Here is a 23,067-nt window from a genome sequence, read left to right on the forward strand (position 1 = left end):
CCGTCCTTTGCTCAGCGGCGGAAATAGTCTTCGACATTGAGGAAGGCGCGCAGGCCTTCGGGCGTCGCATTGCGGATGGGATCGTTGCCCAGCGTCACCGGGCCGCGCCAGGCCGTGGCGCGCAGCGGGGTGACAGTATATTCGCCGCGCGGATCGAGCACGTGGGGCACGTTGGCGATCACCACGATCACGTCCATTTCCGCGCGCAGCAAGATCTCGCGCCCCGGTGCAAAGGGGCCGACCAGCGGGGTGATCGTGCCGTCTTCCTCGATCCGCGTGCCCTTGAACAGGTTGATGCACGGGTGCACGTCGCGCCGCGTCAGGCCGTGCTTGGCCGCGCCGAGTAGAAAGCGGTCGCGCCCGTTGGGATGGGCACCGCTGTTGCGCCCTTCGCCATATTTGGCGGCATTGGTGGCCGCGTTGGACGTGCCGGCAAAGCAATCGTGCGTGCCCGCGCCATCTTCCACGATCGACAGCAGCACGCGGCCCATGTCGGACAGCAGGAGCTTGCCCGCGCCGAGATAGGCGTTCCACTGCACTTTCACCGTATCGGCCACGTTGAGCCGCTCGGTGGGCATGGCGGCGTTGAACACTTGCAGCCCGGCGCAGGCATCGCCGCGCGTGTCGATCAGGCGCAGCCGCGTACCGCGCGCCAGAACCCGCGTGGCATAGCCGCCCGCGGCAATGGTTTCTTCCCACAACAGGTCCGCCGGGGCCACGCCCTGGGGCAGGTCATCCGCCTTGGGCGGCAGCACGGGCATGGTTTCCACCACGGTGCCGCCCATGCTGCGGGCGTGATCGCGCGCAGCATGGGGGTTGGCGAGGGGGGATGTAACGAGCGTATCGGTCATGCGGCCGCTCCATCGGATGCGTCCTTGCCGTCGTCCTGGACATAGATCGGCGGCAGCAGGGCAGTGGTGGTGACAAGTTCGAGTTGCTGGACGCCGCGCACCCGGCGCAGCGCGTCGGACAGTTCCTTGAGCCGCACGGCCGGGCCCTGCACCAGCAGGACTTCCAGGCTCTGGTCGTCTTCCAGGAAGACGTGCTGGGCCGAAATAACTTCCTTGAGGTAATCGGCCTGGGTCTGCGCCAGTTGGTGGCGCACGCGGCCGCGGTCGCCGCGATAGACCAGGGTGACCGTGCCGGCGAGCATCTCGTCGGGGCGGGTCAGGGCTTCGTGCTCGGCCAGGGCATGGCGGATCAGTTCGGCAATCAGTTGCGAGCGCGAGGGCAACTGGCGTTCTTCCACCATCATGTCGAGCTTGCGGAACAAGTCTGCCGGCAAGCTCATGCTCAACCGGGCGAGCGTGGCGGTCTCGCTGCTCATGGGCGGTTCTCTCTCGTCATACGGCAAACCTTTGCGGCGGTGCCTGTTCTGCTTCGGCCTGGGCAGGTGCGGCCTCGTCGTCTTCGCGCGGGCGCAACGGCAGGTCATAGACCACGGTGGCGCCATAGCGGTGCGGCGCGTGGGGATCGTGGCGGCGCTTGTCGAGCGCGAGCACCCGCGTGCCCAGCGAAAACGCCTCGCGGATGTCGTGCGTGACCATGATCACGGTCAGCGCATGTTCGCGCCACAAGCGGCGGATCAGCAAGTGCATGTCGGCCCGGATGCCCGGATCGAGCGCGCCGAACGGTTCATCCAGCAAGAGGATGCGCGGCCGCTTGAGCAGGGCCTGGGCGATTGCCAGGCGCTGCTGCATGCCGCCCGAAAGCTGCGCGGGATAGAGATGCAGCGCATCGCCCAGCCCCACGGCTTCGAGCATTGCGGTGGCTTCTTCCTGCGCGGCGCGGCGGGCGGCGCCGAACAGGCGGGCCAGCAGCGGCGATTGCGCACATTCCAGGCCGAACATGGTGTTTTGCAACGCGGTGAGGTGCGGGAACACCGAATAGCGTTGGAACACCACGCCGCGATCGGGGCCGCATTCGGGCGGCAGGACCGTGCCGTCCAGGCTGATCGTGCCGCGCGTGGGCACTTCCTGGCCCAGCACGAGGCGGAGCAGGCTGCTCTTGCCCGCGCCCGAGGGACCGACGATCGAAACGAAGCTGCCGGCGGCAACATCGAGGTTGATCTTTTCCAGGACGATCTTGTCCCCGAATTCAACCCAGACGTTGCGAAGCGAAAGGAGCGTGGTCAATGGCTTGCTCCATAGGCCCAGGGGAAGGCGCGGCGGCTTGCCTGGGACAGGGCAAAGTCCATGGCGATGGCCAACAGCGCAATCCACGCCACATAGGGAATGATCACATCCATCGAGAGATAGCGCCGCACCAGGAAGATGCGATAGCCAAGCCCGGTGTCCGACGCGATCGCTTCTGCCGAGATCAGGAAGACCCATGCAGGCCCAAGCGCCAGGCGCACCGCCTGGATCAGGCGCGGCATCGCCTGGGGCAGGGCAACGCGGATCATGATCTGCCAGCTGCTGGCCCCCAGCGTCTGCGCCTTGATGATCTGTTCGCGCGGCAGGCTGGCGATGTGGTCGGTGATGTCGCGGATCATCGCCGGGGCGATCCCCACCACGATCAGCGCCACCTTGGCCGTTTCACCCAGGCCCAGCGCGATGAACAGGATGGGCAGCAGCGCGATCGGCGGGATGACGGCGATGGCGGTGACCAGCGGCCCGAGCGTGGCACGCACCGGCGGCAGCACGCCCAGCACCAGGCCGGCCACCAGCGCGCCCAGCGTGGCAAGGCCCAGGCCAAGGCCGAGGCGTTCCAGGCTGGCCAGCGTGTCGGTCCAGAAAAGGAAGTGGCCCGACAGCGGATCGGCCTGGAACAGCAGGGCCGAAAGACCGCGCGCCATGGCATCGGGCAGGGGCAGGATCTTGTCCGACGGGTTGAGCGCGTGACGCTGCGCCGCCAGGACGAGATAGACCACCAGCAAGGCCAGGATCGGCAGGGCGCCGGCGATCATCCTGTCGTTGCGGCGCATGTTTCGGTTGACCCACCGCATGGTGTGCATCCCTGTTGCAACGGCCGATCGACGCGGCCAGAGGATGAGGCGGCGCACGCAGGCGCCGCCCGATGTCAAAGCTTGCCGGCGGCGGCCAATTTCATGAAGCTTTCATCGAAACGCAGCGTCACGTGCGCCGGATCGCCCAGCGTCTTGCCACCGGGGAACGCCATCCCGACCGCATCGGCCGAACTGGCGCCCTTGAACAAGCCCTTGGAAAAGCTGAAATCGCGCACCCGCGTCATCGTGGTGATCAGCGCGGGACTGTCCGCCGCAGCCACGGCGGCGGCGGGCTGATCATAGAGGAACGTGGTGGTCAGCTGCTTGTCAAAGGTTTCGGGGCTGGCGCCCGAAAGCTTGGCCATCGCGGCGCGCGCCTGGCGGCCCTGTTCGTCCTGGCGCTTCATCAGCGCCATGGTTTCATACCAGATGCCCGCCAGTGCCTTGCCCAGCGCGGGATTGGCCTTGAGCGTGTTGGTATCGACCGCCAGGAGATCGAGGATTTCGCCCGGAATCTGCGCCGAGGAGAAGACCTGATTGGCACCGGCCTGGCCACGCATGACCGAAAGCTGCGGGTTCCAGGCCACCGCTGCCTGGGCGTCGGGGCTCGAGAAGGCACTCACGATATCCGCGTCCGACGTATTGACTGTCTTGACATCGGTGAGTGAAAGGCCGGCGGAACCGAGGGCACGAGCGAGCAGGTAGTGCGACACCGAGAGCTCGACCAGATAGATTTGCTTGCCCTTGAGCGCGGCAACCGAATTGGCACCCTTGAGCAGGACACCGTCGTTGCCGTTGGAATAGTCACCCACGATGATCGCGCTGGTATCCTTGCCCCCGGCGGCAGGAATGGTCAGCGCATCCATGTTGGTGACCGTCACGCCATCGAACTTGCCGGCGGTGTATTGGTTCACCGACTCGACATAGTCGTTTACTTGGACGATATTGATCTTGATGCCGTACTTGTCGGCCCATTTCTTTACAATGCCCGCCTGTTGGGCATAGGGCCAGGGCATCCAGCCGGCATAGATAGACCAGCCGATGTTGAATTCGGTTTTCTTCGCCGCCCCGGCATCGGGTGCCGAAGAGCATGACGCCATCATCAGCGTGCTTGCCAGAAGTGCGATCTTACCCGCCGTGCCAATCATCTTCATCATGATTCGCGCCCCTTTCGCACTGCACCATCGCTGCAAAGCGCACCCTTGTCCATGGCAAATATTACACATCTGCATTTTTGTAATAACGGCCGATCGGCGTGACATCGCCGCCTGCGGGCACTGGCATCGCGCAGGGAGGAGCCGGGCTCTGGCGGCAAGCGCCGTTATCAAAGGCATTTCGCGAGACTGGCGCCGATCTGCGCCCCCGCCGAGATCACACTTTGCGCATGCGCGATTCGCGAATCAAGCGCGAATATGCAGCGGCAATGCGATGACCACTTGGTCAGAAGCCGGTCTGGCCCGGCAGGCGCGTGCCGCAAGTGCGAGAAAATCGGCACTTTCCGGTATGTTTCCTGTGGGTGAATCATACTGAACGACACGAAAATTATTACGCTTGACCGAATATGTAATATCGGTACCGTGTTGGATGTCGATAGTTCAGGGCGACACAATAAAAACACAACGAGTGGGTCACCTTTGGCCAAGCCAGTCGCGGCTTGGCAATGGGACAGTCTGCGGATTTCCACACGCCTCGCGGCGAGGCGGCCTTGCGCCTTTGGCGCAGGGGCACGCCGCATCTGGCAAGGTCCGCAGTCCCGACCCCTCTTGTCAACGACGCGATGCAAGGTGCCAGGCCGGCAATCGGCCGGTGCGTGCCCGGCAAACGGGCTGATCCCTTGGGAGGGGATGTCACGGAGCGCAGGCTTTCTGATAACAAAACGAGGGGCTGAAGTGACCAAGCGATCTTTCCGAACGAACCTGCTGGGCGCCACGATGCTGCTCGGTTGTGCTGCGATGCCAGCCATGGCCCACGCCCAGGCGGCGCCGGCTGGTGATGCCGGGGCCGATGCTGGCGCGGATGCCAACAGCGGGCCTGACGCCAACTACATCGTGGTGACGGCCACGCGGCGCGCCACCACGCTGCAGGATGCGCCGATCAACATCAGCGCGGTCAGCCCCCAGGAACTCGCCCGCCAGCGCATCGACGACATCAAGTCGCTTTCGGCCTTCACCCCCGGCATGACGGTGTCGGACACCGGCCCTGGCTCTTCCGGCAAGATCGTGCTGCGCGGCATCAATTCGGGCGATTCCAGCGTCGAAGGCGCCAATGCCAACAGCGCGGTGGGCGTCTACCTGGGCGAAGTGCCGCTCTACCTCGATCTCAAGCTGCTCGACATCGATCACGTCGAAGTGCTGCAGGGGCCACAGGGCACGCTTTATGGCCTGGGCACGCTGGCCGGCGCAGTGCGCTACATGCCCAAGCGCCCGGATACGGACCACTACACGGTAGACCTGCATGGCCGCTGGTTTGGCGAAAGCCACAGCAGCCAGGCTGGCGTGAATGCCGATGGCACCGTCAACATCCCGATCGTGAAGGACCACATCGCGCTGCGCAGCACGGTGGGCTATTACGACAATCCCGGTTTCATCGATTATAACTACCTGCTGCGCGAACCGGGCGTTTCCAACCCGCAGCCGGTGCGCGGCACCGATGCATCGGATGCGTCATTCGGCAGCGCCTCGCAGCGGGCAGCCAACTTCTATTCCAAGAAGGATGTGAACTACGAACACACCTTCACCACGCGCAACCAGTTGCTGCTGCAGGCGAGCCCGGACTTCAAGCTCTACCTGACGTATGCTCACCAGATCACCAAGACCGGCGGCCGCCAGGCCAATGGCGCGGGCGTGCTGGGCACCGGCAATTACGAAGCGCCGTGGCGCTATCTCGAACCGACCAGCCGCAAGTCGGATCTCTATTCGGCCGAATTCAACGTGAACCTGTTCGACGTGGCCCAGCTGGTGGCGACGACCGCGTTCACCAACCAGACGATCATTACCCAGCGCGACAATACCGACCTGCTGCTGGACCTCGACTATGGCTATGAAGCCTTCCCCAACTTCTCGTCGTACAACCGCTCCACGGCCAAGTATCGCCAGTTCAACGAGGAAGTGCGCCTGGTTTCGACCCACGGCGGCCCGTTCAGCTGGGTGATCGGCGGGTTCTACAACAACCAGCGCTATGGGTCGCAGTATCGCGAATATGTGCCCGGCTATCCCGAGTTTGCCGGCATCTATCGCCCTGACAATCTGGAATACATGTCGTTCGTCAACACCCGCACCAAGGAAAAGGCGGTCTATGGCGAAGGCACGTTCCACATCACCAAGGATTGGCAGGTCACCGGCGGGTTGCGTTATTTCAAGTATGACGCCTTTGCCGAAGGCGGCACCGATACGCCGCTGTTCAGCAGCTACACGCCTTATCCGCTGGTGGTCTTTGCCCCGCAGCGCATCAAGTCGGGCGCGACGGGTGACGATGGCTTCGTGTGGAAAGCCAACACCTCGTACAAGTTCAGCCCCGATCTCATGGCCTATTTCACCTACAGCACCGGCTATCGCACCGGCAACGTGAACCGCGTGGCGCCTTGCGTGCTGCCGCTTGACCCGGATGTGCAGAATGTCTGCGCGCTGCCCAACGAGCTGTCGTTCGGTCCGGACAAGACGCGCAACCGCGAACTGGGCCTGCGCGGCGCGCTGTTCGACAAGAAGCTGCAATTCACGCTCAGCGGCTTCATCGTCACCTGGTCGGGCGTGCAGGTGCCCAGCCAGACGGTGAACGGCGCGGTGGGCATTACCGTGAACGGCAGCACTGCCGTTTCCAAGGGCATCGACTTTTCCAGCCACCTCAAGATCACGCCGCGCCTGACGATTGATGGCACCTATTCCTACAACGATGCGCACCTGACAGCCGACGCGCCGGGGATCGTGGTCAGCAGCGGCGTCAATTACGATGCCTATGCCGGCGATCGCCTGCCCGGCTCCACCAAGCATGCCGGCAGTCTGGGGGCGACCTATACTTATCCGCTGGGCGACGGGAAGGATATCGAGGCAAGCTGGGCCACGACCTATACCGGCAACATCTATTCCCGCGTCGGCCTGCGCGGCAATGGCGAGGTTATCCCGGCCTATACCACGCACCGCGCCTCGGTTACCTATCACAGCGATATGTTCGACATTGGCGTCTACGCCGACAATATCTTCGACAAGTATGCCGTCACGGCGGTCGAGAACGACCGCAGTTCCTACAATCGCACGCGGACCGGTGTGGTGGAGCGCTATTACGCCTATGGTGTCTTGACGCCGCGCCGCGTCGGGCTTGAAATGACGTTCCACTACAAGTGATGCCGTGATCGGGCCCGGCTCCGATGCGCGACGGTGCGCAAGGGGCTGGGCCACCACGCGATGTGCACCTGCGATTTTCTCCGCGATCCCAGATTGAGCAAGCAACTGGAATGGATGGGACAGACATGAAACAGCGGCTGACCGGGTTGATCCCGCCCGCCACGCTTGTGGCGGTGGTGCTGTTCTGGGCCTTTGCGCCCAAAAGCGTGGTCGATTATCCCTGGACCCTCACGATCATGGCCACGGCCATTTCTGCCTGGCTGCTGCTGCTCGAATGGCTGTTCGAGCGTCACGAGGGCTGGCGCATGAACTGGCGCGAGTTCTGGACGGATTCGTTCTATGTCGTGCTCAGTTCCACGGTGATTTCCTGGGCCACCGAATACTTTGCCGATTCCCCGCTCAAGGCGGCCAAGGCCAGCGTCGGCCTGGCCACGCCGTGGCTGGGGGAAATGCCGTTCCTGGCGCAAGTGGCGCTGATCTTCTTCCTGTTCGAATTCGGCCAGTACTGGATGCACCGCGCGATGCACAACTGGCATCCGCTGTGGCTCACCCATGCGCCGCATCACCACATCACCCAGCTCAACGCGCTCAAGGGCTATGTCGGCAATCCGCTGGAGCTGTTCCTGATCAGCCTGGGCGTGATCGCGCTGCTCGATTTCAGCCCGGTGGCGATCCTCTGTGCGGCGAGCGTGGGCAACGTGGTCGCCGGCTTTGCCCATGCCAACGTGCGTGCCGATCCGCCGCCGTTCTATTCGTTCTTCTTTACCACGATCCGCCATCACAGCCTGCACCACTCTGTCGGCTATGAAGAAACCCGCTGCAACTATGCCAACTCGATGATCCTGATTGATCGCGTGCTGGGCACCTATCGCGAGGGCGAGGGCGTGCTGGTGGGCCAGGACGAGCGCCGCCGGCTGTCGATCAAGGAGCAGTTCCTGTTTCCCTTCGTGCCTGTGATCGACGCGATCAAGGCGCGCCGCGAGCGCCGCGAAGAGGTGCGGGGCTGAACCGGGGCGCTTTGCTTGCCACGGCCGTGCCGAACATGGCACAGCGCGGAATGACTTTGACCGACCCTGGGATCGCTGCGGCACGCCAAGCTCTTGCGCGTGGCGATCTGCCCGCCACGGCCCGCACCGCGCAGGCCGTTCTGGCCGTGGCGCCCGATCACGCCGAGGCGCAATTCCTGCTGGGCCTGGCGCTGGCCGGCGTGGGCCAGGTGCGCGATGGCATCGCGCAGATCGTGTCGGCCGTAGCGCGCGATCCGCAAGGCGAGTACCGCGCGCAACTGGCGCGGTTGCTGATCATGACGCGCGAGGACAGCGCGGCAGCGCAAGTGCTGGCCGATGCCGAAGGCGCGCTGCCCGATGATGCGCTGAGCCGCGATACCATGGGCTGCGTCTATGCACGCCTGGGTGATCACGCTGCTTCGCTGCCCCACTTTGCGCATGCCGTGGCGGGTGAGCCGGACAATCTCGAATACCGTTACAACTACGCCGCCGCGCTCAATTTCGTGGGCGCGGTCGATGCGGCAGAGGCCGCGCTCGAAGCGTTGCTGGCGCTCGCGCCGGGCCACGCCCGCGCGCACCATCTGCTTGCCAGCCTCAAGCGGCACAGCGCGGGCGCCAACCATGTGCCACGCCTGCGCGCGCGCTTGACGGCCGCACAAGACCCGCAAGATCGCTTGCTGCTGGGCTATGCCCTGGCCAAGGAACTGGACGATCTGGGCGAAGACCAAGCCGCGTTTGCCGCGCTGGCAGCAGCCAATGCCGAGCATCGCGCCCGGCTGCCCTATCGTTTCGAGACGGACGCGGCCAATTTCGATGCGATCGTGGCCACGTGGCCGGCGCTGGCGCGTGCGCGCGTTTCCGCGCCGCCCGCAGAGGCGCCGATCTTTGTGATCGGCATGCCGCGAACCGGCACCACGCTGGTCGACCGCATCGCGTCTTCACACGCGCAAGTGGAAAGCGCGGGCGAACTGCAGGCCATGCCCCTGGCCGTAAAGCACGCGGCGGGCACGCGCACGCGCACCGTGCTCGATCCCGAAACCATCGCAGCCCTGGCACAGGCCGATCTGGGCACCGTGGGCCACGATTACCTCGCGCGCGCGCACCACCACCGCCGCAATCCCAATCTGCGCTTTGTCGATAAATTTCCCGGAAATTTTCATTATGCCGGGATAGTGGCCCGCTGTTTTCCCAACGCGCGCATCATATGCCTTCGGCGCCATCCCATGGACACGGTGCTGAGCAACTTTCGCAACCTCTTCGCGATCACCTCGCGCTATTACGACTACAGCTATGACCTGATGGACATCGCGCGGTATTACGTGCGCTTCGACCGCCTGATGGCGTTCTGGCACCAGGCGCTGCCGGGCCGGATTCTCGACGTGCAATATGAAGACCTGGTGGCCGACCAGGAAGGCGTCACGCGCCGCATGCTGGAACACTGTGGCCTGGAATGGGATGCCGCCTGCCTCGATTTCCATCGCAATGCCGCGCCGGTGTCCACGCCCAGCGCGGCCCAGGTCCGCCGGCCGCTCTACCGCGATGCGCTCGCGCGATGGAAACGGCACGAAGCGGCGCTGGCCCCGGTGGCCGCCTATTTTGCCGGCGAGGGCATCACCATTACCTGAGCGTGCGGCTCAGGCCGGCGGCGCAGCAGGATCGAGCGCGCGGTAACGGAACGCGCGGAACACGGCCTGGCCCTTGCCGGCGGCGAACAGCGCGGGGCGCAGGCTCAACAGATTGTCCATCGTGTTGGCATTATAGCCGGCCACATATGTGCGCACCGCGTGGCGCGTCCAGGTGCGGCCATCGAGGCTGTAGTGGAACGTCACCACCTGGTCCGCGCTGGTGATGCGCAACTGCATGCGCCGTGCAGGCGGGGCGGGTTCCTGCCAATAGGCCGCCTTGCCGCCGCGATAGGTGATCATGCGCTGGCCATCCAGGCCCATGCCCAGGAAGAGGCGGTCATCGAAGAACAGCAGCAACCCGCCTTGCACCTCGCCCACCAGCTCCACATCCACGGTGATTTCGAACGCGCGATCGCCCACTTGCTGCGTCAGCACCGTGCCATCGTGCGGGCCGCTGCCCTTGGCCTGGAGTGCCAGGCTCTTGTCGGCAATCCGCACCCGCGCGCTGTCGGATGGCGCACTGGCATAGAGTGTCCACAGCCGGCCGAGCGCCTCGTGCTGGAAATCGTCGGAATGCGCCATGCCGTGGGGCACTGCCATGCCGGCAGGCTTGGGCAGGGGCCGCGACAGATCACCACCGGTGGCGCGAAACCAGCCATCGTCGGTCCACGCGATGGGTTCGAGCAGGGTCTGCCGGCCCAGCGTCTGATAGCCGTTTTCATAGGCGTGATAGACCATGTACCATTGCCCGCCCGGCCCTTCCACGCAGGTGGCATGGCCGCGCGACCACCACAGGTCTGCGTCGGAACGGGCGCGCACGATCGGATTGTGCGGGCAATTTTCCCACGGACCGTTGACCGAGCGCGCGCGCGCCACAGCCACCATATGGCCGGTGGCCGGGCCGCTGGTGCCGCCCACCGCATTGACCAGATAGAACCAGGGCCCGCGGCGGAACAGCTTGGGTCCCTCGGGAGACCACGCCTCGGTGATCCAGTCATCGGGATAGTGCCAGGCTTCGTAGGCCTTTTCCACCGGGCCGGCCGTGGCCAGGCCATCGGCGGACAGGCGCACGCGCTTGCCTTCGTTGAAGAATAGATAGCGTTGCCCATCTTCGCCCACCACGTGGCCGGGATCGATCAGGTCCTGCACGCCCAGGTCGATCGGTTCGCTCCACGGACCCTCCATCGATGGCGCATGGATCACGTAGATATTGGCAAAGCCACGCAACGGCGGCGACCACGGCGCCTTCATGAAAGGGATATAGATGAAATAGCGATCGCCGTGCTTGGCGATGTCGACCGCAAAGACCGTGCCCAGTGGCTTGGCCAGCGCCGGCCCCAGCGGGCGCCAGTTCACCAGGTCGCGCGAATGCCAGACCAGCAGGCCGGGCGCCCCATCGAACGAGGAATGCGTCATGTAGTAATCGTCGCCGTCCTTGAGGACCGACGGATCGGGATAGTCACCCGAGAGAATCGGGTTGAGATAGAAGCCGTTGCCCAGATCAGCCTTGCGCTGGCCTTCGATTCCGCGCGGCCAGACAGGGGCGCCGGTCGCGCCAGGGATCGCGGCGTCGGCAGCCTGGCTGCGGCCGCCAGGGGCCGCCATGGCCCGCGTGCCCTGGGTGCAACAGGCCGCGGCGGCACTGGCAAGCGCGATCTTGATCGCGGCACGGCGGGATTCCATCAAAGCCTCTCCTAATTAGAACTTATACTCTACTTTAGACGCGAGGTGCGCCGCTTGGCAAGCGCGCAGACGCGCCAGCGCCAAAGCCGGCAGGCCGCGTGGTTCGTCACCCTGTTGCAACATTGCTGCCGTAATCCCTGCGCTTTGCGTGAGGGTGTGGCGATGCATTGCCTGGTGGTGGAAGACGATCCGGTGATTGCGGCCCATGTCCTCAACGGGTTGCGTGGTGCCGGGCGATCGGCCGACCATGCGGCCACCGGGCAGGCGGCGCTCGATTGCATGGCGCGGGGCCGCTATGATGCGGTGGTGCTCGATCGCATGCTGCCCGATCTGGGCGGGCTCGAGGTGTTGCGCGCGCTGAACACACTGGGCGCGGCGGGCGAAGCGCGGCCCCCGGTGCTGGTGTTGAGCGCGCTGGGTTCGCTGGCCGACCGGATCGAGGGGCTGGAAGCGGGCGGCGACGATTACCTGGCCAAGCCCTTTGCCATGGAAGAACTGCTTGCCCGGCTCAACGCCATCACCCGCCGCCGCCCGGTCCAACCCGAAGGCGCGGGCCTGGCGGTAGGGCGCCTGGTGCTTGATCCCTCGCGCCACTGCGCGGGGTTCGATGGGCGGCAGGCGCTGCTCAATCGCAAGCTCTATTCGCTTCTGGCGCACATGATGCGCCACGCCGACAAAGTGGTGACGCGCGACATGCTGCTAGAGCATGTCTGGGGCTATGCCTTTGCCCCCACGACCAACATCGTGGAAAGCAACATGAGCCGGCTGCGCACGCGATTGCTGGAACTGGACATCGACCCGATCGAAACGCAGCGCGGCCATGGCTATGTGCTGCGCAGCGGCCTGTGTGCCTGAAGCCGCGCACGTGAAGGGCCGCCTTTTCCCCTCTGCCATGGCGCGACTGGGCATTGCGCGCCCGGGCATCGGGCGCCTGGCGATCCAGTTCGGCACGCTGTTTGCCTTGGCCATGCTGGCAATGGGCCTGGTGGTCTTCCTGGTGGCGCAACAGCGTATTTCCCGCCGCATCGACGACGCGCTGGAATATCACAGCGCCAAGTATCTGGCGGCCGAGCACGGCCAGGTGGCCAGCAGTGCCGTAGTGGCCGGGCGGATCGAGGCGTGGCAACGACAAAAGGCCTTGAGCGAGCGCACTTATATCCTGTTCGCCCCCGATGGCCGGTTGATGGCCGGGCGCCTGCGCATTCCGCCACCGCCGCAAGGCTTTTCGCAAGTCCGCTATGTCAGCCGCGCGCATGTGGTGCACAAGGGACGGGCGCTCGCAACGCGCCTGCCCGACGGCGCGCTGTTCGCCGTGGTGCAGCACAGCGAAGCGGCCGAAAGCCTGCAAGCCATGCTGCCCTGGATGGTGCTTGCGATCTTTGCCTGCGCGCTTTTGGCGGGGCTGGCGGTGACCACGCTGTTCGCCCGGCAGACCGCCTTGCGCCTGGCCGAGACGCAGGCCGCCGCCGACGCGATTGCCAGGGGCGATCTTTCCCGGCGCATTGCCACCGACCGGCTGGACGGCATGTTTGCCGAGCAGGCGGCCAGCCTCAACCGCATGCTCGATCGCATGGCGGAGCTGGTCAATGCGCAGCGCCAGTTTTCCAGCGCGCTGGCGCACGACTTGCGCACGCCGCTGGCCCGGCTGCGCGGGTTGCTCGCCGCTGCCCGGCCCGGTGACGAGGCGCAAAGCGATGGCCTGATCGAGCGGGCCGAGCGCGAATGCGCCTCGGTCATCGCGATTTTCGATGCCTTGCTGCGCCTGGCAGAACTTGAGTCCGGCCGCCATCCCACGGCGGTTGCGCCGCTGGACTTGGGGCATCTGGTGGCCGATGTGGCCGAAACGATGGAGCCCGTGCTGGCCGATCATGGCGGCACCTTGCGGCTTACCCGCCTGGACGATGCCGTGGTGCGGGCCGATGCCGGCCTGGTCAACCAGTTGCTGGTCAACCTGCTGGAAAACGTGGCCACGCACACGCCACCGGGCACCACCGCCACCCTGCGGGTGGAGCGCGCGGACACCGGCGCCGTGGTGATCCTGGCCGACGATGGCCCGGGCCTGGGGGCGGCCGATCGCAGCCGCGTGGTGCGCCCGTTCGAACGCGGGGCGGAAAGCGCCGGGCGGCGCGGCAGCGGCCTTGGCCTGTCGATCGCCCAGGCAATCCTGCGCTTTCACGGCGGCACTCTGGCGCTGGCCGACAATGCGCCGGGGCTGGAAGTGCGGATGACCTTCCCCGGTTGAAAGGCCGCAACGGGTTCCAACATTCTCAATTTGCAATGTTGCGGGGAATCGCGGCTGGGCCCCCGGGCTTGTCGCACAACTGTCATGCCCGCTGCCTAGCGGGACGGCAGGCGCAAGGGGATGGCCCCGGCGCCCATGGGGTTTCACACGATGCGAATGTTCCGGTCCGCGGCCGCGCTGGCGGCTGCCTGCCTGGCCGTGCCCGCTGCCGATGCAGCCGATGCGCCCGATCCGGCGCCGCGCTGGCTTTCGGCACAGGTCTTTGCGCCCACCCACGCCTTTGCCCCGCCGCCCGCACCTGGTTCGGTGGAGGAGCGGCTCGATCTCGATCGCCTGCGCGCGCTGATTGCCGCCACACCGCCGGCGCGGCGCGAACAGGCCGATTGGGACGGCAAGCACGAGGAACCGGCGATCTTCGACCAGGCGCTGGGCCAGGACCTGGCCAAGCTGCCCCACACCATGGCGCTGTTGACGCTGGTGCAGGATGAGGTGGAACGCGTGGTCGCGCAGGCCAAGCACCATTTCCGTCGCGCGCGGCCGTTCATGGTCGATCCTGCCTTGCCCCACTGCGGCAAGGGTGAAAACGCGCTGAAAGCCTATCCCAGCGGGCACGCGGCGTTCGCCTGGGCCACGGCCTGGACCCTGGCGCAATTGACCCCGGACCATGCTGCCGCGGTGATGGCCCGCGCGCAGGATTATGGCCTGAGCCGCGAAATTTGCGGCGTCCACTATGCCAGCGACGTGGAAGCCAGCCACGGCATGGCCACCGCCGCTGCCCAAGCCCTGCTTACCGATCCGCGCCTGGCCGCCATGGTCGCTGCCGCGCGCGCCGAATGGCCCCGGCCGTAAACCCTTTCCCCGCGTCCCAAGAGGAAACATCATGACCAAGCAACCCTTCCGCGCCGCGTTGCTCGCCGCGTCCAGCCTGCTGGCGACGACCGCCCATGCCGCCGATGCTGCGGCTGCCAGCGCCTCTGCCGATCCGCAATCGACCACCGCCTACCAGGCCGGCCAGGCCAATGACGCGCAGTCGCTGACCTCGTCCGACATCCTCGTGATTGGCAGCCGCGCCGCCGAAGTGGCGCCGATCGCCGCCTCGCTCACCACCACGCAGCCCCAGGCCGCGGTGAGCCGCGAATTCATCGACAACGCCAACGCCGCGTCCGATTTCAACCAGTTGATCGCGATCACGCCCAGCGTTTCGATTTCGGGCAACAACAACGGCACCGGCTTTACCGAAAGCAAGGCCACGATCCGCGGCTTCCAGGATGGCGATTACAACGTCACCTATGACTCGATCCCCTTTGCCGACACCAACAACCCCACGCACCATTCCACCGCGTTCTTCCCCACCACCACGATCGAGACGGTGGTGGTCGATCGTGGGCCGGGCAACGCCAGCCAGCTGGGCCAGGCAACCTATGGCGGCAACATCAACATGTATTCCCGCGCCGCCAGGGACGAGATGGGCGGCCAGGTCCAGGGGCTTCTGGGCAACTGGAACACCTTCATCGGCCGCGCCGAATTCCAGAGCGGCAAGATCGACAAGCTGGGCGGCGCCAAGTTCGTGCTGGCCGGGCAGTTCCTGCGCTCCGACGGGGCGCTGACCAATTCGCCGGTCAATTCCAAGAACCTGTTTGCCAAGGCGGTGATCCCCATCGGCAGCGCGCATACGCTGACGCTGCTGAGCACGTGGAACCGCAACTTCTATTACCAGTCGGATTCGCAGAAGGGCGCCACTTGCGGCACCGGCGGTACGGCGCTGGCTGCCGGCACGCAGCTGACGGCCGACAACTGCACGGCCGCCTCGCAGATCGGTACCTATGGCCTGAACTATGGCCTGGGCAGCGATCCGACCAAGCAGGACTACTGGAAGTACAACCGCACCGACAAGACCACGGACTTTTCGTATATCCGCCTGCAGAGCAAGCTGGCGCCCGGCCTGTCGATGGACAACCGCGCCTATATGTACGGCTATACCAACAACACGCTTTCGGGCACGACCGGCACGGTGGTGACCGGCTTTACCGGCGCGGGCACGACGGCTTCGCCCTACAAGGCGGTAAGCGCGCCGGCCGATGTGCTGGGCTACTACAAGCTCAACAAGTATCGCGTGCTGGGCTATATCGGCCAGCTCAACTACGATTTCTCGCTCGGCAAGATCCGCGTGGGCGGCTGGTATGAATATGCCGATACCGATCGCGCCCGGCTCGATCTGGACCGCACCACCGGGCTGCCTTCCTACAACGAAAAGTTTGCGCCGGTGACCGCAACGGCCACTCTGCCCAGCGTGGCGCTCGCCAACGTCAACTACCTGCAATATTCGAAGTGGAACCAGTACCAGCTCTTTGCCGAGTTCGAGTTCCACCCGATCGAAGCGCTGGCGATTACGCCGGGCGTGAAATACGTGCATTTCAACCGCGCGATCAGTGGCCCGGTCAACCAGAAGAGCCGCACCCCGATCGACACCGAGGCGACCTGGAGCAAGACGCTGCCGTTTGCCACGATCAACTGGCAGGCGACGAGCAACTGGGCGTTCTACGGCCAATATGCCCAGGGCATGTACGTCCCCGACCTGTCCAGCTTCTACACCAGCAGCGGCACGGCCAACGACCAGGCGGTGCAGCAGCAGAACCTCTCAAAGCTGCAACCGCAGACCTCCACCAACTATCAGGTGGGCACGGTGTGGCACGGCAGCCATGTGTCGGTGGACGTCGATGGCTATATCATCGACGTGAACAACAAGATCGCCAGCGACACGTCGACCGGGGCGCCGGCCAATGCCTTGGTCAACATTGGCCAGGTCCGCTACAAGGGCGTGGAAGGGCAAGTGAGCCTGATGCCCGTTGCGGGGCTGACGCTGTTTGCCAACGCATCCTACAACTATGCCCATTCGGTGACGACCGGCGCGCAGATTGCCAACGCACCGTTCTCCACCGCTGCGGTGGGCGCGTTCTACAACCGCAATGGCACGCGGGTTTCGTTCAACCAGAAGTTTACCGGCCCGCAATACGCCACCGATGCCACGGTCGGCGCCACCGGCCCGCGCAGCTACCGCATGGCACCCTACAGCGTGGGCGAATTCGCGATCAGCCAGATGATCGCCGAACGCTTCCGCATCGGGGCGACCGTCTCCAACGTGTTCAACAGCCGCGCGATCACGTCGATCTCCAACGGCAAGACCTATGGCGTGGATGACCAGTTCCAATTCCTGGCACCGCGCTCTTTCATGGTTGACGCACGCATCACGTTCTGATGCGATGCGCATGGCAGGGGGCCGTTTCGAGGGATGAAGGGACGCATCGCGGGGTGGCCCCCTGCACACAACATTGCACAATGCTCACTTTCCTTGCGCCCCGGCGCGGGTTACCCCGCAAGGCAGGGGGGAATGCAGTGAGCCGCTTTTTCTGGCGCAGGATGGCAATGGCCGGCGGGCTTTGCGCGCAGGCTGCCTGTGTGCTGACAGCCTGCGCGCCGGTGCCGCCCGTACCGGCCGATCTGCCCGCGCGCAGCCAGGCCCGGGTGGCAGCCCCGCTTGACCTGGCCGCCGTGCGGCGCATTGCCGTGGCGGTTGCGCCCGGCGCACCGACGGCGTCCGACGGGCTCGATCGTCTGTCGCTGTTCGCAGCGATCCTGGCACAAGACCCGCGCGTGGCGCAGGCGCGGGCGGCCGTGGCCTCTGCCAAGGCAGACGCGCGTGCCGCGCGCAAGGTGGCAGCGCCCACATTCACGCTGTCGAGTGAATATGCCAACGATCCGTCCACCTCTTCGCCCTGGTTGCTGGGCGCAGGTGCCAATCTGCCACTCGATTTCGGCGGTCGGAAAGGGGCGCGACTGGCCAAGGCGGACCTCGCGATATTGATGGCGCGGCAGGACCTGGCCGAAACCGTGTGGGCCGAACGCGTGGCGCTGCATCGCGGACTGATCGATGCCATGGCCGGGGCCGAACAGGCGCGCCTGGGCACCATCATCGTGGCCCTGCGCGACCGGCAATTCGCCGTTCTGGAAAACCGGGCGCGGCAAGGGGAAATCGCCTCGCTCGATCTCTATCCCTATCGGGCCGCGCGCGCCGCTGCCGCCCGCGCCCTTGCCGATGCCCAGGCGCGCGCGCAAGGTGGACGCGCGGCGGTGGCGGGCATCTTGGGCGTGCCGGTGCAGGCGCTGGCCGGCCAGGCGCTGATCTGGCCCGATTTCGCCAGCCCCATGGCCGCTGTGCCCGATCTGCTGGCGGGCGAGCGGGCGCGATCGATTGCCGCGCGCGCCGATGTGTTGCGCGCGCTGGCCGCCTATGACCAGGCCGAAGCCGATCTGCGCGCCCAGGTGGCACAGCGCATGCCGGCCTTGAGCCTGGGGCCGGGTTATACCTGGGAGCGCGGCTTGGTGAAGCTACCCTTTGCGCTCAACCTTTCGTTGCCGGCCTGGGATGGCAACCGCGCCGGGATCGCCGCGGCAGAAACGCACCGCGCGCAAGCGGGCGCCACGCTGGAATCGGCACTGGCCAACGCGCAAGCCGCGATCGAGGCCGCCCAGACCGAGCGCGCTGCGGCCCTGGCCGCGCTGGCCCGGGTGAGGGCCGAGGAACTGCCCGCCACCACGCGTGCAGCGACCAAGGCCGATTTACAGTTGAAGCAAGGCGCGATCGGCATGGCCGATTGGGCGGCCGCCCAGATCGCCGCTGCCGAAGCGCAACTGGCGCAAGTGGACGCCCTGGTGCGCGTGCGCAGCGCCGATCTCGCCCTGGAAGATGCGCTGCGGCGCCCGTTGGATGGACCCGAAACCGTGATCGACCCTGCATTGGTGCAACCATGGCTCTAGGCCGCTGGACCGCGTGTGCTGCGCTGTTGCTGGCGGGGGGCGCCGTGGGCGCGTTGGTTCACGCTGGCCTGGCCGGCCATGCCACGCCCGATGCCGATGAAGCCGCGGCGCAAGCCACGCCCGCGACCAGCGACGCGACTGGCTTGCTGGTCGATCCCGCCACCCAAACGCGCGCCGGGATCGCCACGGCGCAACTTGTGGCCGCTGCCCAAGCGCAAGGGGAAACCGGCTATGCCCGCGCGCTCGATGCCGGGCCGCTGGCGGCGATCGGCGCGGAAATCGAAAGTGCGCGCGCTGCGGCCGATGCTTCGGCCAGCGAAGCCGCGCGCCTGGCCGCGCTGGCCGGGGCAGATGCAGGCGCCGCGCAACGCGAAGTGGAAAGCGCGCGGGCCCAGGCACGCGCCGATGCCGCCCGGCGCGATCTGGCCTGCCAGCGCGTGACCTTCGAATTTGGCGCGGGATTGGCGCAACTGGGCTGCGCCGCGGTAGAAAGCCTGGCCCGGCGCGCGGCGGCGGGACAAGTGGCGATCCTGCGGCTCGACTTTCCGGGCGGCGCGCCACAGGCCGGCGCTGCCGTGCAAGTGGACCTCGCGCCCGGTAGCGCGCAAGTGCGCGTACTGGGGCCGGCGGCGGCGGGCGACACGCAGTTGCAAAGTGGCGGCGCGCTGGCGCTGCTGACCGGGCCGCAGGCCGCGCGGGTGGGTGTCGGGCGCATCCTGGCCGCCAGCACCGCGCAGGCCGGGCCGGTGCGCGCCGGCGTCATGGTGCCGCGCAGCGCCATCGTGCGCGCCGATGCCGGGCTTTTCGTGTGGCGGGCAGGCGCGCAAAACCGTTTTGAACGCGTGCCGTTGGAGGATGGCAAAGCCGGGCCGCAGGGCTGGTTCGTGCCATCGGGCAAGCTGGAGCCGGGCGATCGCGTGGTGGTTTCCGGCGCGGGCACGCTGCTGGGCCTTGACCATGCCGCCCCCGCGCCAGCCACCGGGGACGAGTAATGCTGTCCGCGCTGGTCCGGCAGTCGTTGCGCCACCCCTGGCTCGTGCTGCTGGGCGCGGTGGTGCTGCTGGCCCTGGGCGTGCAGACCCTGCGCACCACGGCCTATGACGTGTTTCCCGAATTCGTGCCGCCACAGGCCAGCGTGCAGACCGAGGCACCGGGCCTTTCCCCGCAACAGGTGGAAATGCTCGTCACCCGCCCGCTGGAGGCGGTGATCAACGGTGCCAATGGCGTGGAAACGGTGCGCTCGCAATCGATCCAGGGCCTGTCGGTGATCGACATCACGTTCCGCGAGGGCAACGATGCCTATCGCGCGCGCCAGCAGGTGTCCGAAGCGCTGGCCGATGCCATTCCGCGCCTGCCCCCTGGCGTCGATACCCCACGCCTGACGCCGTTGGTATCTTCGACCATGGACCTGCTCAAGATCGGGCTGATGTCCACGCGGCTTTCCCCGATGCAGTTGCGCGATCTGGCCGAATGGACGATCCGCCCGCGGCTCCTGTCGGTGCCGGGCGTGGCGCGCGCCAATGTGTTTGGCGGAGAGCAGCGCCGGATCGAAGTGCGCGCCGATCCTGCCCGCCTGCTGGCGCGCGGATTGACGTTTGCCGATCTGGGCCAGGCGGTGAGCGCAGCGGTCAATGTCAATGGCGGCGGCTTTGCCGATACGCCCAACCAGCGCATCCTGGTCGATCCTGGCCCCAGCGCCACCAGTGCCGCACAGATCGCGGCTGCCGTGCTGGCCACCGGGCCGGGCGGCACGGTGCGCATTGGCGACGTGGCGCAAGTGGCCGATGGCGCCGCGCCGCCGGTGGGCGATGCGCTGATCATGGGCAAGCCCGGCGTGCTGATGACGCTGTCGAGCCAGTACGGCGCCAACACGCTCGACACCACGCGCGCACTGGAACGCACGCTCGATGACCTCGCCCCGGCGCTGCGCGCCCAAGGGGTGACGCTCTACCCCGCGCTGCACCGCCCGGCCAATTTCGTGGAAGTGGCGTTGACCGGCATCGGCCGCGACCTGGCGATCGGCGCGGTCATGGTGCTGGTGGTGCTGCTGGTGTTCCTGCGCGATCTGCGCGTGGTGGGCATTGCCTTCGTGTCGATCCCGTTGTCGCTGTTGGCGGCACTGATCGTGCTGGATCGCACCGGGCAGACGATCAACACGATGACACTGGGTGGCCTTGCCGTGGCGTTGGGCGTGGTGATCGACGATGCGATCGTCGATATCGAGAACATCGTGCGCCGCCTGCGCGGGGTGACGAACGAAGCCGATCGCCGCGCGATCATCGCCGCCGCCTCGATCGAAGTGCGCGCCCCGGTGGTCCACGCCACGTTCGTGCTGGCGCTGACGATGCTGCCGGTGATCCTGCTCACCGGGCTGCAGGGCGCGTTCTTTGCCCCGCTCGGCCTTTCGTTCCTGCTGGCAACGCTCGCCTCGCTGGTAGTAGCGTTGTCGGTGACACCGGCCCTGGCGCTGATGCTGTTGCGGGGGCGCACGCCGGTGGAAGAGCCGGCCCTGCTGGAACGCTTCAAGGATTGGCATGCCGGATTGATGCGGCGGCTGTGCGCGCGGCCGGGCCTGGCGGCCGGGGCCATCGGCGTGCTCGGCGCGCTGGCGCTGGCCGGCACCCTGTCGTTCGGCAGCGAACTGCTGCCCACCTTTCGCGAGCGGCATTACGTGCTGCAAGTATCCGGGCCGCCGGGTGCCTCGCTCGAATGGATGCGCGCGTCGGGCATGCAACTGTCGCGCCGGCTCATGGCCATTCCCGAAGTCTTGAGCGTGGAAGAGCAGATGGGCCGGGCGGAGGCAGGCGAAGACACCTGGCCGCCGAGCCAGGGCGAGTTTCACTTGCGCCTCAAATCGGTGGGCGGCCGCGGCGAGGATGCGGCGCTGGCGGAAATCCGCAGCGCATTGGCGGCAACACCGGCCTTGCAGGGGGAAGTGACCACATTCCTGGGCGACCGCATCAGCGAGAGCCTGTCGGGCGAAACCGCCGCGATTGCGGTGAGCGTGCAAGGCGCCGATCTCGACACGCTCGATCGCACCGGCCTGGCCATTGCGGCGGCGCTGCGGGCAACGCCGGGCGCCACCGACGTGACGATGAAAGCCGCGCCGGGCACGCCGATGCTGGGCGTTACGCTCGATCCCGCGCGCATGGCGCTGCACGGCGTGACCGCGGCCGATGCCGGGGATGCCATCCGCGCCACCTTTGCCGGGCAGACGGTGGGGCAGGTGGTCCTGGCCGATCGTGCGATCGACGTGGCGGTGACTTTGCCGCCCGAACTGCGCCGCGATCCCGAGGCGCTGGGCGATACCCTGGTGCGCGCCTCGGCCGGTGGCGCAGCGGGCGGGGCGGTGCGCTTGGCCGATATCGCCACGATCTCTCCAGGCGAAGCGCGCGCGCTGATCGCGCATGAAGGCGGGCTGCGCCGGCAGATCGTGACTGCCAATGTGGTGCCCGGCCACGCCGTGGCCGATGTGGTGCACGATGCCCAAGCGCGCATCGGCCAGGACGTGCACCTGCCGCCGGGCGTTTTCCTGTCATGGGCAGGCACGGCCGAAGGCGCAGCCGCCGCGCAACGCCAGTTGCTCGCCCATGTCGTGCTCGCGGGCGTTGCCATGGTGGCGCTGTTGGTCCTGGCCTTTGGCGGGGTGCGCCCTGCCTTGCTGATCCTGGCGGGCATGCCGCCGGCCATGGCAGGCGGGGTCCTGGCCGTGGCATTGACCGGCGGCGTGGTTTCGCTGGGCGCGCTCGTCGGGTTCATCGCGCTGTTCGGCATTTCCGCGCGCAACGCGATCCTGCTGGTCGCCCATGTCGATCAACGGGTGCTGGAGGAAGGGCGGCCCTGGACGCTGGAAACCCTGCTCGAAGCCACGCGGGAACGCGTGACGCCGATCCTGCTGACCGCGCTGGTCACCGCCTTCGCGCTTTTGCCGGTAGCGATCGAAACCGGGCAGTCAGGGCGCGAAATCCAGGGGCCGATGGCGGTTGTCATCCTGGGCGGGCTGGCCTCGTCCCTGCTCTTGACCCTGCTGTTGCTGCCGGCACTGATCTGGCGTTGGCGCTTTGCCGGGCGCAAGACAGCAGCATAGCGTACTGGCGGCCGCCAATCTCGCTACCACCGCGATGGTAACGATTACATAAATTGTCGATAATCTGGCACCTCTCGTCGCAGGCTTGCCAGCGGCGCGGCCTGGTATGCGGGCCACGAAACACCCTCCGCGTCTATGGTATGGGCGAGAATCGGCATCCGGCGCGGCGCTCGCCGGGCCATTCTTACTTCACCTGCACAAATCGTTGAATTGGCGTGCTTTTGCTGCACAGCCGGCGCTCGCGCGCGTGGGCCATGTCACGCCAATGAAAACGATGCTCATTTTTTGTCAGCATTATTACATATATGATTCAATGCTTTATAT

16 protein-coding genes are annotated in these 23,067 nt (G+C 66.4%); 10 read left to right on the forward strand and 6 right to left on the reverse strand.

Features of this window, described 5'->3' with window-relative positions:
• Positions 1 to 11: 11 nt before the first annotated feature.
• The 5 genes from FHT19_RS12850 to FHT19_RS12870 all read right to left on the reverse strand — a co-directional run bounded on the left by FHT19_RS12850 (position 12) and on the right by FHT19_RS12870 (position 4,104).
• A complete protein-coding gene (locus FHT19_RS12850; RefSeq protein WP_169475427.1) occupies positions 12 to 851 on the reverse strand; it encodes an urea amidolyase associated protein UAAP1 in 840 nt (279 codons plus the stop codon).
• On the reverse strand, positions 848 to 1,327 hold the full coding sequence (locus tag FHT19_RS12855) for a CopG family ribbon-helix-helix protein (protein ID WP_168557125.1): 480 nt from the start codon (positions 1,325 to 1,327) through the stop codon (positions 848 to 850). Before FHT19_RS12855 ends, FHT19_RS12850 begins: the two co-directional genes overlap by 4 nt.
• Positions 1,328 to 1,343: 16 nt before the next feature.
• Positions 1,344 to 2,135 carry an ATP-binding cassette domain-containing protein gene (locus FHT19_RS12860; protein WP_169475428.1) on the reverse strand — a complete coding sequence of 264 codons (792 nt, stop codon included), beginning with the start codon at positions 2,133 to 2,135 and terminating at the stop codon, positions 1,344 to 1,346.
• Positions 2,132 to 2,947, reverse strand: coding sequence for an ABC transporter permease subunit (locus tag FHT19_RS12865; protein ID WP_168557127.1), 816 nt, complete (start codon positions 2,945 to 2,947; stop codon positions 2,132 to 2,134). The genes FHT19_RS12860 and FHT19_RS12865 overlap by 4 nt, the downstream gene beginning before the upstream one ends.
• Before the next feature lie 74 nt (positions 2,948 to 3,021).
• A complete protein-coding gene (locus FHT19_RS12870; protein WP_169475429.1) occupies positions 3,022 to 4,104 on the reverse strand; it encodes a putative urea ABC transporter substrate-binding protein in 1,083 nt (360 codons plus the stop codon).
• 732 nt (positions 4,105 to 4,836) lie between these two features.
• On the opposite strand from FHT19_RS12870, the gene FHT19_RS12875 reads away from it, so the two are divergent.
• The 3 genes from FHT19_RS12875 (at position 4,837) to FHT19_RS12885 (ending at position 9,916) form a co-directional block, all read left to right on the forward strand.
• Positions 4,837 to 7,284 (forward strand): TonB-dependent receptor, encoded by a 2,448-nt coding sequence (locus FHT19_RS12875; protein WP_348981791.1) that lies wholly within the window; start codon positions 4,837 to 4,839, stop codon positions 7,282 to 7,284.
• 125 nt (positions 7,285 to 7,409) lie between these two features.
• Complete coding sequence (locus FHT19_RS12880; RefSeq protein ID WP_168557129.1) at positions 7,410 to 8,291, forward strand: sterol desaturase family protein; 882 nt, start codon at positions 7,410 to 7,412, stop codon at positions 8,289 to 8,291.
• 50 nt (positions 8,292 to 8,341) lie between these two features.
• Positions 8,342 to 9,916 carry a sulfotransferase gene (locus FHT19_RS12885; protein ID WP_169475430.1) on the forward strand — a complete coding sequence of 525 codons (1,575 nt, stop codon included), beginning with the start codon at positions 8,342 to 8,344 and terminating at the stop codon, positions 9,914 to 9,916.
• A gap of 9 nt (positions 9,917 to 9,925) precedes the next feature.
• On the opposite strand, the gene FHT19_RS12890 is transcribed toward FHT19_RS12885, so the two are convergent.
• Positions 9,926 to 11,599 carry a family 43 glycosylhydrolase gene (locus tag FHT19_RS12890; protein ID WP_169475431.1) on the reverse strand — a complete coding sequence of 558 codons (1,674 nt, stop codon included), beginning with the start codon at positions 11,597 to 11,599 and terminating at the stop codon, positions 9,926 to 9,928.
• Between the two features lie 144 nt (positions 11,600 to 11,743).
• Here FHT19_RS12890 and FHT19_RS12895 point away from each other — a divergent pair, with 144 nt between their 5' ends.
• From FHT19_RS12895 to FHT19_RS12925, 7 genes are all read left to right on the forward strand, one after another.
• Positions 11,744 to 12,454 (forward strand): response regulator transcription factor, encoded by a 711-nt coding sequence (locus tag FHT19_RS12895; RefSeq protein ID WP_248290441.1) that lies wholly within the window; start codon positions 11,744 to 11,746, stop codon positions 12,452 to 12,454.
• Between the two features lie 10 nt (positions 12,455 to 12,464).
• Entirely contained in the window at positions 12,465 to 13,841 is a 1,377-nt protein-coding gene (locus FHT19_RS12900; RefSeq protein WP_248290442.1) for a HAMP domain-containing sensor histidine kinase, read from the forward strand.
• A gap of 156 nt (positions 13,842 to 13,997) precedes the next feature.
• Entirely contained in the window at positions 13,998 to 14,690 is a 693-nt protein-coding gene (locus FHT19_RS12905; RefSeq protein ID WP_248290443.1) for a phosphatase PAP2 family protein, read from the forward strand.
• 31 nt (positions 14,691 to 14,721) lie between these two features.
• Complete coding sequence (locus tag FHT19_RS12910; RefSeq protein ID WP_169475433.1) at positions 14,722 to 17,097, forward strand: TonB-dependent receptor; 2,376 nt, start codon at positions 14,722 to 14,724, stop codon at positions 17,095 to 17,097.
• A 200-nt stretch (positions 17,098 to 17,297) separates the two neighbouring features.
• Complete coding sequence (locus FHT19_RS12915) at positions 17,298 to 18,656, forward strand: TolC family protein (RefSeq protein ID WP_248290444.1); 1,359 nt, start codon at positions 17,298 to 17,300, stop codon at positions 18,654 to 18,656.
• On the forward strand, positions 18,647 to 19,648 hold the full coding sequence (locus tag FHT19_RS12920) for a hypothetical protein (protein WP_248290445.1): 1,002 nt from the start codon (positions 18,647 to 18,649) through the stop codon (positions 19,646 to 19,648). The genes FHT19_RS12915 and FHT19_RS12920 overlap by 10 nt, the downstream gene beginning before the upstream one ends.
• Positions 19,648 to 22,743, forward strand: a complete 3,096-nt coding sequence (locus FHT19_RS12925; protein ID WP_169475435.1) for an efflux RND transporter permease subunit — start codon at positions 19,648 to 19,650, stop codon at positions 22,741 to 22,743. Before FHT19_RS12920 ends, FHT19_RS12925 begins: the two co-directional genes overlap by 1 nt.
• The last annotated feature ends 324 nt before the right edge of the window (positions 22,744 to 23,067 follow it).

It is taken from the genome of Novosphingobium sp. SG919 (assembly GCF_012932495.1).
Taxonomy (GTDB): domain Bacteria; phylum Pseudomonadota; class Alphaproteobacteria; order Sphingomonadales; family Sphingomonadaceae; genus Novosphingobium; species Novosphingobium rhizosphaerae.

What these genes read in the sequence shown, in the direction of transcription:
- FHT19_RS12905 (WP_248290443.1), top strand. Translation starts at nt 13,998, where the DNA reads ATGTTCCGGTCCGCGGCCGCGCTGGCGGCTGCCTGCCTGGCCGTGCCC.
- FHT19_RS12925 (WP_169475435.1), top strand. Translation starts at nt 19,648, where the DNA reads ATGCTGTCCGCGCTGGTCCGGCAGTCGTTGCGCCACCCCTGGCTCGTG.
- FHT19_RS12910 (WP_169475433.1), top strand. Translation starts at nt 14,722, where the DNA reads ATGACCAAGCAACCCTTCCGCGCCGCGTTGCTCGCCGCGTCCAGCCTG.
- FHT19_RS12850 (WP_169475427.1), bottom strand. Translation starts at nt 851, where the DNA reads ATGACCGATACGCTCGTTACATCCCCCCTCGCCAACCCCCATGCTGCG.
- FHT19_RS12880 (WP_168557129.1), top strand. Translation starts at nt 7,410, where the DNA reads ATGAAACAGCGGCTGACCGGGTTGATCCCGCCCGCCACGCTTGTGGCG.
- FHT19_RS12890 (WP_169475431.1), bottom strand. Translation starts at nt 11,599, where the DNA reads ATGGAATCCCGCCGTGCCGCGATCAAGATCGCGCTTGCCAGTGCCGCC.
- FHT19_RS12885 (WP_169475430.1), top strand. Translation starts at nt 8,342, where the DNA reads ATGACTTTGACCGACCCTGGGATCGCTGCGGCACGCCAAGCTCTTGCG.
- FHT19_RS12865 (WP_168557127.1), bottom strand. Translation starts at nt 2,947, where the DNA reads ATGCGGTGGGTCAACCGAAACATGCGCCGCAACGACAGGATGATCGCC.
- FHT19_RS12855 (WP_168557125.1), bottom strand. Translation starts at nt 1,327, where the DNA reads ATGAGCAGCGAGACCGCCACGCTCGCCCGGTTGAGCATGAGCTTGCCG.
- FHT19_RS12920 (WP_248290445.1), top strand. Translation starts at nt 18,647, where the DNA reads ATGGCTCTAGGCCGCTGGACCGCGTGTGCTGCGCTGTTGCTGGCGGGG.
- FHT19_RS12870 (WP_169475429.1), bottom strand. Translation starts at nt 4,104, where the DNA reads ATGATGAAGATGATTGGCACGGCGGGTAAGATCGCACTTCTGGCAAGC.